This window comes from Pseudomonas sp. RC10 (assembly GCF_038397775.1).
Classification (GTDB): Bacteria; Pseudomonadota; Gammaproteobacteria; order Pseudomonadales; family Pseudomonadaceae; genus Aquipseudomonas; species Aquipseudomonas bambusae.
This window is the reverse complement of record NZ_CP151650.1, coordinates 1,250,896-1,263,632: the sequence shown is the minus strand read 5'-3', so window position 1 is coordinate 1,263,632 and position 12,737 is coordinate 1,250,896. Positions and strand designations below refer to the sequence as shown.

General features: G+C 54.4%; 12 protein-coding genes. 5 read left to right on the top strand and 7 right to left on the bottom strand.

Annotated elements, in window-relative coordinates; genetic code table 11:
* Positions 1-3: 3 nt before the first annotated feature.
* The 3 genes from AAEO81_RS05700 to dinB are packed head-to-tail and all read left to right on the top strand — an operon-like array spanning position 4 to position 4,436.
* Complete coding sequence (locus tag AAEO81_RS05700) at positions 4-1,212, top strand: MFS transporter (protein ID WP_341962196.1); 1,209 nt, start codon at positions 4-6, stop codon at positions 1,210-1,212.
* A complete protein-coding gene (locus tag AAEO81_RS05695) occupies positions 1,190-3,334 on the top strand; it encodes an ornithine decarboxylase (protein ID WP_341962195.1) in 2,145 nt (714 codons plus the stop codon). Before AAEO81_RS05700 ends, AAEO81_RS05695 begins: the two co-directional genes overlap by 23 nt.
* A 19-nt stretch (positions 3,335-3,353) precedes the next feature.
* Positions 3,354-4,436, top strand: coding sequence for a DNA polymerase IV (gene dinB / locus AAEO81_RS05690; protein ID WP_341962194.1), 1,083 nt, complete (start codon positions 3,354-3,356; stop codon positions 4,434-4,436).
* A 103-nt stretch (positions 4,437-4,539) separates the two neighbouring features.
* On the opposite strand, the gene AAEO81_RS05685 is transcribed toward dinB, so the two are convergent.
* The 4 genes from AAEO81_RS05685 to AAEO81_RS05670 all read right to left on the bottom strand — a co-directional run bounded on the left by AAEO81_RS05685 (position 4,540) and on the right by AAEO81_RS05670 (position 8,702).
* The gene (locus AAEO81_RS05685) at positions 4,540-5,304 is read right to left on the bottom strand and encodes an amino acid ABC transporter ATP-binding protein (RefSeq protein ID WP_296179560.1); all 765 of its coding nucleotides are present in this window, start codon (positions 5,302-5,304) and stop codon (positions 4,540-4,542) included.
* A 10-nt stretch (positions 5,305-5,314) separates the two neighbouring features.
* Positions 5,315-6,412 carry an amino acid ABC transporter permease gene (locus tag AAEO81_RS05680; protein WP_341962193.1) on the bottom strand — a complete coding sequence of 366 codons (1,098 nt, stop codon included), beginning with the start codon at positions 6,410-6,412 and terminating at the stop codon, positions 5,315-5,317.
* Positions 6,413-6,422: 10 nt separating this feature from the next.
* Positions 6,423-7,604, bottom strand: a complete 1,182-nt coding sequence (locus AAEO81_RS05675; protein ID WP_341962192.1) for an amino acid ABC transporter permease — start codon at positions 7,602-7,604, stop codon at positions 6,423-6,425.
* Positions 7,605-7,670: 66 nt separating this feature from the next.
* On the bottom strand, positions 7,671-8,702 hold the full coding sequence (locus AAEO81_RS05670) for an amino acid ABC transporter substrate-binding protein (protein ID WP_341962191.1): 1,032 nt from the start codon (positions 8,700-8,702) through the stop codon (positions 7,671-7,673).
* A 485-nt stretch (positions 8,703-9,187) separates the two neighbouring features.
* Here AAEO81_RS05670 and AAEO81_RS05665 point away from each other — a divergent pair, with 485 nt between their 5' ends.
* The gene (locus AAEO81_RS05665; protein ID WP_341962190.1) at positions 9,188-9,844 is read left to right on the top strand and encodes an alpha/beta fold hydrolase; all 657 of its coding nucleotides are present in this window, start codon (positions 9,188-9,190) and stop codon (positions 9,842-9,844) included.
* Positions 9,845-9,953: 109 nt separating this feature from the next.
* Positions 9,954-11,423 carry an ATP-dependent RNA helicase RhlB gene (gene rhlB, locus AAEO81_RS05660; RefSeq protein WP_341962189.1) on the top strand — a complete coding sequence of 490 codons (1,470 nt, stop codon included), beginning with the start codon at positions 9,954-9,956 and terminating at the stop codon, positions 11,421-11,423.
* 116 nt (positions 11,424-11,539) lie between these two features.
* Here the strand turns inward: rhlB and moaE are convergent, their stop codons facing one another.
* Genes moaE through moaC form a run of 3 tightly spaced genes read right to left on the bottom strand, consistent with a single transcriptional unit; the run spans position 11,540 to position 12,731 of the window.
* The gene (gene moaE, locus AAEO81_RS05655; RefSeq protein WP_341962188.1) at positions 11,540-11,995 is read right to left on the bottom strand and encodes a molybdopterin synthase catalytic subunit MoaE; all 456 of its coding nucleotides are present in this window, start codon (positions 11,993-11,995) and stop codon (positions 11,540-11,542) included.
* Positions 11,996-11,997: 2 nt separating this feature from the next.
* Positions 11,998-12,243: a MoaD/ThiS family protein gene (locus AAEO81_RS05650; RefSeq protein ID WP_341964471.1), complete on the bottom strand. Its 246-nt coding sequence runs from the start codon at positions 12,241-12,243 to the stop codon at positions 11,998-12,000.
* A gap of 5 nt (positions 12,244-12,248) precedes the next feature.
* Complete coding sequence (moaC, locus tag AAEO81_RS05645; RefSeq protein WP_341962187.1) at positions 12,249-12,731, bottom strand: cyclic pyranopterin monophosphate synthase MoaC; 483 nt, start codon at positions 12,729-12,731, stop codon at positions 12,249-12,251.
* Positions 12,732-12,737 lie beyond the last annotated feature (6 nt).

Genomic DNA, 12,737 nt, shown 5'->3' with positions numbered 1-12,737 from the left:
AATATGAAAACCGCGCGATCACACCATCAAATTCAAAAACTTTCATATTCTTTTTTTTTTACGAAAGTCGGAGAGTTTACATTTGAGATAGCTTTTGCTGTGACGGTGGTGTCACTCGTTACGGGAAATTTACTCGACGTAGGCCTGATTTATTTTCTTCGCTTCATGCCCAGCGCACTCTTCTCACCCGTGGGAGGATGGTTAGCAGACTACGCTGACAAGAAATACACATTAATCACCGTAGACCTACTAAAACTCACAGTAGCCATATCATTGTGTTCAGTTGGAATATACTCCAGCCTAAGTATTCAAGCGATTGCAATTGCTGCTATGTGCTTGACCGCTCTGGACTGTCTTCACACACCTTCTTTTCGAGCATTTTTTCCAGAAACTATAGATTCTGAGAGCTTAACTTTAGTCAATAGCCGGTTACAAGTTATCGAAGATGGCGCGTCAATCGCCGGACCACTGATATTTTCAATAATCACAATCATGTTCACCCCCCTTCACGCCTTTGCATTTTTTTCAATTAGCTCGCTTATGTCTACGCTATACATACTTACACTGGAATCTTCTACCAGAAAGGAAATGGGTAGCTTTAGCTTTAAATACATCTTAAAAGATGCGATTAATGGACTCCAAAGCATTAAACACATGAACAAACCTTTATTTAAAGTCATTTTTTGCACAACATTGTGCGCCTTATTTGCCACATCCTTGATACGATTTATTTTACCGGCCGCCGTCATGGATGCATTTGAATCAGAAGCCGCAGTTGGATACACTGCTTCGATATTAGCAGCCGGAACTGTGTTAGGAAGTTTATCATATGTTCGATTCAACCCTACCACTACCGCAGATGCGGTAGTCAGGTACTGGTCTATCTATGGCTCGCTATTTTTAGCCACAGCAATTTCGCTTACGTTTAGCAACTATATTTTTTTAGCACTGTTAGCGTTCGTAGGGTTCGTTGGTGCATTTGTTGACATTGCAATCGTCACAAACATCCAGCGCCTGTCGCACCCGAAAAATGTGGGCAGAAACTACTCTCTCTACTATTTCACCGCCGTCATCGGCGACGGACTGTCCGGGATCATAGCAAGTCTAATGTTCCTGATAGCAGGACCTGCGACATTCATCGGTATGGCTTCACTGCTATGCATTTCGCCTTTAGCCTGGAAGAAAAAAAATGCAAATAAAAATTGTATCTAGCATAGAAATGATTTTTCATCCGCACACTCAAGTGAAGGTAATAAAGTTTGAAAAATCTTTACACTTGGAGGTCGCCTCAGTATTGGTTCTAAACAAAAAGGATGCACTCAACGACAATGTGATCAACTGCATCGACCAGTGGGGAACACCCCTTTTTTTAACAGACATATGCGTGCAAGAACTCCATCAAACGCCTCTAGCAAAGTATGAACTATTTATCTTGAATACGCCGTTGTCAGATGCAATATTGGCGAAAATACTAAATGCAGGCAGTCAGTTTGAATCAAAAGCGCTTCCTCCGTTTACCGCGGCAGTTTCCAAATTCATTTCTATGCAAAGGCCCACCTTCGCGTGCCCAGGACACCAGGGCGGCCATTATCTAGACCTCCACCCTGCGGGATTGCGCTTCAAGGAATTGTTGGGAGAAAACGTTTTCAACGTAGATGTTCCACATGCAGCCCCTGAACTGGGGGATGTGCTTAGCCACCAAGGACCAATACGAAAAGCTGAAAACCTTGCCGCAGAAGTATTCAACTCTGACGAGACCTATTTTGTCTTAAACGGTACTTCCACGGCGAACAAAATCGTAGCAAGCGCACTACTCAGCGCTGGGGACATCGTGCTGATGGACCGAAACAATCACAAATCTGTATACCTAGGTGCATTGATTCAATGCGGAGCCAGAGCGGTGTTCTTAGACAGTCATCGCGACGAGTTAGGTGTGCTTGGCGGCTACCGCAAGGGCGCTCTTAGTGAAGACATGCTCAGAGCCAGGGTATCTAGAATCGACAGTACAATAGCAAAACAAGAAAGGCCTTTTCGCTTGGCAATTGTGCAGCACGCTACGTGTGACGGTGTTGTAGTGAACGCAGCTGCTCTACTACAACGGATCGGCCACCTATGTGATTACGTACTGTTTGACTCTGCTTGGCTTGGTTACGAGCCCTTTGTCGATCAACTTGCCCATTTATCCCCTCTAATTGGAGACCTCCCAGCTAATGCACCAGGTGTGATTGTTACCCAGTCAGTACATAAGCAAATGGCGGGGCTCTCCCAGACCTCTCAAATACATAAAAAAGATCATCACATCCGGGACCAGTCTCGCTACTGCTCTCGACATTTGTTCGATAGCGCCTTTATGCTCCACTCGTCCACAAGCCCATTTTATCCTTTGTTTATGTCATTAGAAGTAAACGCGGCTATTCATGCCAATGGCCACGGTCGAGAGATATGGGGTTCTGCGGTCTGTATAGCTAATAAATTCAGACAAAAAATTGATCACAGTTGCAAGCTAATCAAGACCTATTCTGGCGGCCAATCTCGGCGCTCGCATCCCTTGCAAAGCCACTCCAAGCTTCAGTCGCGCCCAACTGAATTTACCCCGTTCAATAATCGTTCTTCACCTATCGAAGCTGATCTTCATTTCATCGACCCTTGTAAAATTATCCTCACCACAAACGCTAGCACGAAGTTGGAACAAGCAGGCTTTATGTCGATTCCCGCAAGCGTAGTGATTCAGTACCTTAGAGAAATGAATTTTACGCCAGAGAAGTGTGACTTCTACAATTTCACGCTGTTAATCTCCCCTGCTTCAAAAGAAACGGTACTCGATCAATTAGCACATGCACTGTCCTCACTGGAACTACACCTTATCAATGACACTCAGATAATAGATATATTTCCTTCCCTTGCGATCTCCGACGGCCGCTACTCCGACCTGTCACTGCGGCAATTGTGCAACAACATTAATAATTTATTCCATGATTCAAACATCCAGAGGCTTCAATCCGATCTTTTTAGCTTAGACACCTCGGTAGCTCCCAATTTAACTCCATACGAAGCCAATCAAGCATTAATCCGTGGGCAGATAAGAGTCGTTCCGCTCTCTGAAGCCCTAGGATGCGTGGCTGCCGAAGGTGTGATTCCTTATCCTCCGGGGATCATGTGCATCGCACCTGGCGAAACTTGGACTGCAGTAGTGGTTGACTACCTCATCGTAATTCAGAAACTCATCGACTTATACCCTGAATTTGCTCCTCATGTTCAAGGGATACATTACGCTCAAGGTATCAATGGTGAACTGTCCATCTTCGTCAATGTTTTAGATGATGTAAAAGCCTGAAATATAGATGACTACATAAATGATAGCACCTTCAAAAAATGCGAAGCATCGCAAGTTCATTCATATAGATATGGACTCGTTTTTTGTTTCCGTTGAGCTTCTTGATTCACCCGATCTGGCCGATCGACCTGTCGCAGTAGGCGGCAGAGCTTCTGAGAGGGGAGTCATTAGCACGGCGAATTACATTGCTAGAGCTTTTGGCGTACGGAGCGGTTTGGCGACGGCTAAAGCTTATCGCTTATGCCCGGATCTAGTGCTGTTGCCGGTGAGGTTTAAAATATACGAAGAGGTCACGAAAAAACTGGATAGCATTTTCAGACGCTATACCGATCATGTCGAGTTTTTGTCTTTAGATGAGGCATTTCTAGATGTGACCGGCCAGCAACATTTCAACGGGTCTGCTACTCATATGGCCGCAGATATCCGGGCCACAATTCATCGGGAACTTAACTTGACCGCTTCAGCGGGAGTGGCGCCGCTGAAATATCTGGCGAAAATCGCCTCAGAAGTTCATAAACCCAATGGTATGTTCGTCATATCGCCTAATTCAGTTCGTGACTTTTTACGCGACCTTGATGTTCGGAAAATCCCAGGAGTTGGTCCTAAGACAGATGCAGTACTTGAAAATCTGGGGTGCCGGTACTGCAAAGATATCACAGAAGATAAAATTCCTGCATTGGTTCAGTACCTCGGTGTCCACGGATACTATGTTTGGGAGCGATGCCAAGGTATCGAGATAGACCATCAAGAGCGCAGTAATATCAGGTCGGTAGGTATTGAGACAACTTTTCATCAAGACTGTTATACACTCCCTGAATGCCTGTTGCATCTGGAGAATTTGCTTAATGGCTTGGCTGAGCGTATTACCGAAATTGGGGATGGCTATCAAATAATCAAAAACTTGGTGAAGCTCAAATTTTCTGATTTTTCCACCTCATCCACAGAGGTATCGTCCAACCGGCTTTGCGGTGACACCTTCAACACGCTTTGTAGGAAGTTGTGGGAGACTCGCAGGGAAGGGAGAGCGGTTCGATTGATAGGACTTTCAGTGAAAATCAAGAAAAACATACAAGAAGATATTCAGCTTTCGTTCCCTTGGTGACTGATAAGGCATCCGTTGCGGGTCTTTAAATCAGCAAACCTATGCCCTTATTTGCAAAACCCCGGGCACAGGGCCCGGGTTTCTGGTGAACGCAGCTATTAACTCAGTGCAGGATCTGACTGAGGAACAGCTTGGTGCGGTCGCTTTGCGGGTTGTCGAAGAAGTCGTTCGGGGCGGCTTGTTCGACGATTTCGCCTTTGTCCATGAAGATCACGCGGTTGGCCACGGTGCGGGCGAAGCCCATTTCGTGGGTCACGCAGAGCATGGTCATGCCTTCTTCCGCCAGGCCGACCATGGTGTCCAATACCTCTTTCACCATTTCCGGGTCGAGGGCCGAGGTCGGCTCATCGAACAGCATGATTTTTGGCTTCATGCACAGGGCACGGGCGATGGCTACACGCTGTTGCTGACCGCCGGAGAGTTGGCCCGGGTATTTGTGCGCCTGCTCTGGAATGCGTACGCGCTCCAGGTAGTGCATAGCGATTTCTTCGGCCTTTTTCTTCGGCATCTTGCGGACCCACATCGGTGCCAACGTGCAGTTCTGCAGGATGGTCAGGTGCGGGAACAGGTTGAAGTGCTGGAACACCATGCCGACTTCGCGGCGAATGGTTTCGATCTGCTTCAGGTCTGAAGTCAGCTCGGTGCCATCGACAACGATGCGACCTTGCTGGTGCTCTTCCAGACGGTTCAGGCAGCGAATGGTGGTCGACTTGCCCGAGCCCGACGGGCCGCACAGCACGATACGCTCGCCCTGACGCACGTTCAGGTTGATGTCTTTCAGCACGTGGAACTGGCCGTACCACTTGTGTACGCCTTCCATCCGGATCATGCCTTCGGCGCCCAGGGGCTTTTTGATAGCTTCACTCATCTCATAACTCCTAACGCTTGTGGCCTGTGTCCAACTTGCGCTCCAAATGCATGGAGTAGCGGGACATACCGAAACAGAAGATCCAGAACACCAGGGCCGCGAACACATAGCCCTCGGTCGCCATGCCGAGCCAATTCGGGTCGGCGGCGGCTTGCTTGACGCTGTTGAGCAGGTCAAACACGCCGATGATGATCACCAGACTGGTGTCCTTGAACAGCGCGATCACGGTGTTCACCAGACCCGGAATCACCAGCTTCAGGGCTTGCGGCAGAATCACCAGGCCCATCCGGCGCCAGTAGCCCAGGCCCATGGCCGCAGCGGCTTCATACTGGCCTTTCGGAATGGCCTGCATGCCACCACGCACCACCTCGGCGACATAGGCCGACTGGAACATGATCACGCCGATCAGGGCGCGCAACAGTTTGTCGAAGTTCATGCCTTCTGGCAGGAACAGCGGCAGCATTACCGACGACATGAACAGCACGGTGATCAACGGCACGCCGCGCCAGAACTCGATGAACGTCACGCAGAGCACGCGAATCGCCGGCAGGTCGGAGCGACGCCCCAGCGCCAGGATTACACCCAACGGCAAGGCACCGGCGATACCGACGGTAGCGATGACCAGTGTCAGCATCAGGCCGCCCCACTGACTGGTCGCCACTTCGGTCATGCCGAAGATGCCGCCATGCAGCAGGAAGAACGCCACGATCGGGTAAATGACCAGGAAGCTCAGACCGTAAACGGCTTTGCGTGGCATGGCTTTGATGAACAGCGGCGCCGCGCCGATGATCGCCAGCCAGACGGTCAGGTCAACCCTCCAGCGCAGTTCCTGCGGGTAGTAGCCATACATGAACTGGCCGAAGCGCTGTTCGATGAAGACCCAGCACGCACCGGCCTTGGTGCAGTCGGCGCGCGTGGTGCCGACCCAATTGGCGTCGAAGATCGACCAGCTCAGCAGCGGAGGAATGACCAGCCAGATCAGGTAGATCGCGAACAGGGTCAACAGCGTGTTGATCCAGTTCGAGAACAGGTTCTGGCGCATCCATGCCACCGGGCCGAAGACTTTGCTCGGCGGCGGCATGTCGGGTTTGAAAATATGGGATGTCATGCGCGTTTCCTCACCGCTCGATCAGCGCAATGCGCTTGTTGTACCAGTTCATCAGCAGGGAAATGCTGATACTGATCGCCAGGTACACGCTCATGGTGATGGCAATGACTTCGATGGCCTGACCGGTCTGGTTCAACACGGTACCGGCGAACAGCGAAACCATCTCCGGATAACCGATACCGGCCGCCAGCGAGGAGTTTTTCGCCAGGTTGAGGTATTGGCTGGTCAGCGGCGGAATGATCACCCGCAGGGCTTGCGGGATGATGACCTTGCGCAACGTCGGTCCGGGGCGCAGGCCCAGGGAACGTGCGGCTTCGGTCTGGCCGTGGCTGACGGATTTGATGCCCGAACGCACGATTTCCGCGATGAACGCGGCGGTGTAGACGGTCAGGGCAAGGGTCAGCGCGAGCAGTTCAGGGATCAATACCCAGCCGCCGACGAAGTTGAAGCCCTTGAGCACCGGCACTTCCCAATGCACCGGCGCACCGAAGATCGTGGCACACAGCGCCGGGATCACGATGAACAGGGCCAGGCCCGCCCAGAACTTGTGGAAAGGGACGCCCGTCGCTTCGAAGCGTTTGTTCGCCCATTTGGCCATGATCACGATGGCGACGATGGCCACCACGATGCTGATCACGAACGGCCAGGTAGCATCGTTGGTGATCGCCGCCGGCATGTTCAGACCCCGGCTGCTGACGAAGAACGAACCCAGGAAGCCGTGAGCGGCACGTGGGCCTGGCAAGGTCAGGAACACGGCGAAGTACCAGAACAGGATCTGCAGCAGAGGCGGAATGTTACGGAAGACTTCAACGTAAACCGTCGCCAGCTTGTTGATGATCCAGTTGTTAGACAGCCGCGCCACGCCGACGATGAAGCCGAGCAGGGTCGCGAGAATCACGCCGATGAAAGTCACCAGCAGGGTGTTGAGCAAACCGATGAGGAACACGCGCGCGTACGAATCCGACTCCGTAAAAGGAATCAGGTGTTGCGCGATGCCGAAACCGGCGCTGTTTTGCAGGAAACCGAAACCTGAGGTAATACCCCGGTGTTGCAGGTTGGTTTGGGTGTTATCGAACAGATACCAACCCATCGCGACTACGGCGATAACCGTGATTATCTGAAATAGCCACGCACGCACTTTGGGATCGCTGAGGGATAGCCTCTGCTTAGGTGCGCTGATCTGATTTTGCATGGGAGTGCCCCAGAGAAAATGCAACGAAGCGCCCGGCTGCGGGGTACGCAGCCGGGCACAAGTCAATCAACGTACTGGTGGGGCGTATTGGATGCCGCCAGCGTTCCACAGGGCGTTCTGACCACGCTCGATTTCCAGAGCAGTGGATTTGCCCAGGTTCTTCTCGAAGATTTCACCGTAGTTACCGACTTGGGCAACGATCTTCACGACCCAGTCCTTCGGCAGTTTCAGCTGAGGGCCGTATTCGCCATCAGCACCCAACAGACGGGCTACGTCCGGGTTCTTGGTGGCTTTGGCTTCGGCTTCAACGTTCTTCGAAGTGATGCCCGCTTCTTCGGTGTTCAGCAGTGCGTAACCAACCCAGCGAACGATGGAGGTCCACTCGTCGTCACCACGGGCCACAACCGGTGCCAGAGGCTCCTTGGAGATGGTCTCAGGCAGAACGACGTAGTCTCTCGGCGAAGCCAGCTTGGAGCGCTGTGCGTACAGCTGGGATTTGTCGGAAGTCAGCACGTCGCAACGGCCGGACTCCAGCGACTTGGCGCTTTCGTCGGAGGTGTCGAAGGTGATCGGGGTGTATTTCAGGTTGTTGGCGCGGAAGTAGTCAGAGACGTTCAGCTCGGTGGTGGTACCGGCCTGAATACAGATGGTCGCACCGTCCAGTTCCTTGGCACTTTTCACGCCCAGCTTGTTGTTGGCCAGAAAGCCAACGCCGTCGTAGTAGGTGACGAAGCCAGGGAATTCCAGACCCATGCTCGCGTCGCGGGAGCTGGTCCAGGTGGTGTTACGCGAGAGGATGTCGATCTCGCCCGATTGCAGCGCGGTGAAGCGCTCTTTGGCGTTCAGCTGGCTGAATTTGACCTTGGTCGCATCACCGAAGACAGCAGCGGCAACAGCGCGGCAGAAGTCAGCGTCGATACCCTGGATCTTGCCGCTTTTGTCCGGTACCGAGAAACCTGGCAGACCGTCACTCACGCCGCACTGGATGAAGCCTTTCTTCTGAATGGCGTCCAGTTTGGCGCCCGCTTGAGCGAAACCGGTCAGACCGAGCGCTGCTGCGGCGGCCACTACAGCCAGGGTGGATTTCAACATCTTCATTCAAACCTCCAGTTTGCTCTTTGTTGTGTGGGAGCTTTAGCCCGTCGCACCCTTGTGAGGCATACATGACCGTGCTGGCTTGTTTTTGGGTCATGCGACGTTTGAACCGTGACCCGGGACCCGCGCGAAACATTTCGCAATCGGCGTCATCGGATTGGCGGGTCAAATGGACTGAAGCCCCATGATGTCCCTGCACCCAAAGGTACGGGGCGAATCGTGCCGGAGATCCTCTCGATGGACTCCATGCTGCCTCGGCATAACAATAGGCGGCGTGACGCCTAGCCTACTAGTGTTACCGCGCAAGGTGAGCGCCTTCACTCCGGTGGTTTTGTAGCAAAGCGCGTACCACCATGGTGGCAAACTCGAATTAGCGACAGGTCAAGATCAAAACTTGTAACCTTGCGACATCTTCTTTCATTTATGACATCCCCTGCGCACTGCGTTGATGCAGGTCCGAATTTCGCCCGCACACAAATGGAGCACACATGAGCGAGCCTTTGATCCTTGAGCCCGAAAAAGCGGCCGATGCTTGCGTTATCTGGCTGCACGGCCTCGGTGCAGACCGTTACGACTTCATGCCAGTCGCCGAGACACTCCAGCAATCATTGCTCTCCACACGCTTCATTCTTCCGCAGGCGCCAACTCGCGCAGTGACGGTGAATGGCGGCTATGAGATGCCCAGTTGGTACGACATCAAGGCCATGAGCCCGGCGCGAGCCATTGATCGTGACCAACTGGAAGGGTCGGCCCAACGCGTGCTGGCACTGATCGAAGGGCAGCGCGACAGCGGCATCGACCCGGCGAGAATCTTTCTGGCGGGTTTTTCACAAGGGGGCGCGGTGGTGCTGCACGCGGCATTCCTGCGCTGGGAAGGCCCACTGGGCGGGGTGCTTGCGCTGTCCACCTATGCGCCGACTTTCAGCGATGACATGACCCTTTCAGCCAGTCAGCAGCGCATTCCGGCGTACTGCCTCCACGGACAACACGATGAGGTGGTGCAGAACGCCATGGGCCGAACCGCGTACGAGCATCTGAAAGCCCAAGGCGTCACCGTGACATGGCAGGAATACCCAATGGGCCATGAAGTGTTACCGCAGGAAATCGCCGATATAGGCGTCTGGCTCGGGGATCGGCTGCGTTAAACAGCGCATTTTGATCCTTTCCTTTGTCTGGCGAATTTGGTATGGCACTACGCCGCGCCCGATTCTTGCATTACACTGCCCGGCGTACATTCCTTAATCAATCGATGAGATGACCGTGCTCAAAGCACTTAAAAAAATGTTCGGTAAAAGCGAGGCTGGGCCGCTCGCGCCCGCTGCGCCTCTCCCCGCCTCCGCCAGTCCGACTGAAAGCGCTTTTCGGGAAGCCTCTACACCGGTAGCGCCATCCGCGCCATCGCACGCCAGCGACGAGCCCACTCCGCAACGTCCCAAGGCCGAGCGTCCACGCCGTGAACGCGCTCCCAAGCCTGTCGCAGTGCCATGGAAAATCGAAGATTTCGTGGTGGAACCCCAAGATGGCAAGACCCGCTTTCATGATTTCCCCCTCGCCCCAGAATTGATGCACGCCATTCAGGACCTGGGCTTCCCTTACTGCACGCCGATTCAGGCGGGTGTCCTGGGCTTCACGCTCAAGGGCAAGGACGCCATCGGTCGCGCACAGACTGGCACTGGCAAGACCGCCGCGTTCCTGATCTCGATCATCACGCAGTTGACTCAGACGCCGCCGCCAAAAGAACGCTACATGGGCGAACCCCGTGCGCTGATCATCGCGCCGACCCGTGAACTGGTGGTACAGATCGCGAAAGACGCCGCCGCGCTGACCAAATACACCGACCTCAACGTCATGACCTTCGTGGGTGGCATGGACTTCGACAAGCAGCTCAAGCAGCTTGAAGCCCGTCACTGCGACATTCTGGTTGCCACCCCTGGCCGTCTGCTGGACTTCAACCAGCGCGGCGAAGTGCACCTGGACATGGTCGAGGTCATGGTGCTCGACGAAGCCGACCGCATGCTGGACATGGGTTTCATCCCGCAAGTCCGCTCGATCATTCGTCAGACACCGCACAAAGGCGAGCGCCAGACACTGCTGTTCTCGGCGACCTTCACCGATGACGTCATGAACCTGGCGAAGCAGTGGACCACCGACCCGGCCATTGTCGAAATCGAATCCGTGAACGTCGCCAGCGATAACGTTGAGCAGCACATTTACGCGGTCGCTGCGGCCGACAAATACAAGCTGCTGTACAACCTGATCAACGACAACGGCTGGTCGCGGGTGATGGTGTTCGCCAACCGAAAGGACGAAGTGCGCCGCATCGAAGAGCGTCTGGTGCGCGACGGCGTTAATGCTGCGCAGCTGTCGGGCGACGTCCCGCAGCACAAGCGGATCAAGACGCTGGAAGGTTTCCGCGAGGGCAAGATTCGCGTGCTGGTGGCCACGGATGTTGCCGGTCGCGGCATTCACATCGATGGCATCAGCCACGTGATCAACTTCACCCTGCCGGAAGTGCCGGACGACTACGTGCACCGTATTGGCCGTACGGGCCGTGCTGGCGCCGACGGTGTGTCGATCAGCTTCGCGGGTGAGGACGATTCGTACCAGTTGCCGTCCATCGAAGAGAAACTGGGCCGCAAGATCAGCTGCGAAATGCCGCCGACCGAGTTGCTCAGAGCGGTGGTGCGCAAGCAAAAGGCACAGCCTGCGGCCGAATCTGAATAACGGCCGCTAAACTGTGGGAGCCAGCTTGCTGGCGAATACGTCGTGTCAATCAACGATGATGTGACTGACCTGACGCATTCGCCAGCAAGCTGGCTCCTACAGGGCCCAGCGGTGAATCAACGTGACTTCCAGCGATCCGCCGCCTGGTGATCGCTCTCCCGCCCTTCCACCCAGCGCGGGCCCTGCGACGTGTTTTCCTTCTTCCAGAACGGCGCGCGGGTCTTGAGATAATCCATCACGAAATCGCAGGCTTCAAATGCCGCTTGACGATGCACGCTGGCCACGCCGACGAATACAATCGGTTCGCCCGGCTCCAGCGCTCCGACCCGATGCAGCACCTCGATCTTGAGCAACGGCCAGCGCTGCTGCGCTTCGTCGGTGATCTTGCCCAACGCCTTCTCGGTCATGCCTGGATAGTGCTCCAGAAACATCCCCGACACCTCGCGGCCGTCATTGAAGTCGCGCACGTAGCCGACGAACGTCACGACCGCACCGACGCCCACATCAGCGTCGTGCATGGCGTTGACCTCAGCGCCCGGATCGAACGCACCGGCCTGCACTCGAATGGCCATGTTCAGCCTCCGGTGACGGTCGGGAAGAACGCCACTTCGTCGCCCTGTTCAACCGGCTCATTCAACGAACAGAGTTCCTGATTACGCGCGCACATGATGCTTTGCTCGCTCAATACGTCCCACACACCGCCGCGTTGCAGTAAATGCTGACGCACTGCGTCAATGGTGGCGAACTCGCCTTCGAGGGTTTCGCTTTCGGTGCCGAGCGTCTCGCGAAACCGGGCAAAATATTGGACCTGCACATGAATGCTCATTACGCGCCCACCGTCTCATCGGCCACGAAATGCCCGCTCTTGCCGCCGAGCTTTTCCAGCAACCGAACGTGTTCGATGACCATGCCGCGATCCACGGCTTTGCACATATCGTAGATCGTCAGCGCCGCGACGCTGGCCGCCGTCAGGGCTTCCATTTCTACGCCGGTCTGACCGGAGAGCTTGCAGCGGGCAACGATGTGAACGATGTCCGCGCCTTCGGCGTTCAGCTCGACCTTCACACTGGTGAGCATCAACGGGTGGCAGAGGGGGATCAAGTCGCTGGTTTTTTTAGCGGCCTGAATCCCGGCGATACGCGCCACGGCGAACACGTCGCCTTTCGGATGGCCTCCGGCGACGATCATTTGCAGGGTTTCGGGCAGCATGCGCACGCGCGCTTCAGCCACGGCTTCACGGGACGTCACGGCCTTTTCAGTGACGTCGACCATGTTGGCGCGACCTTGGGAATCGAGATGAGTAAGCACGGGATG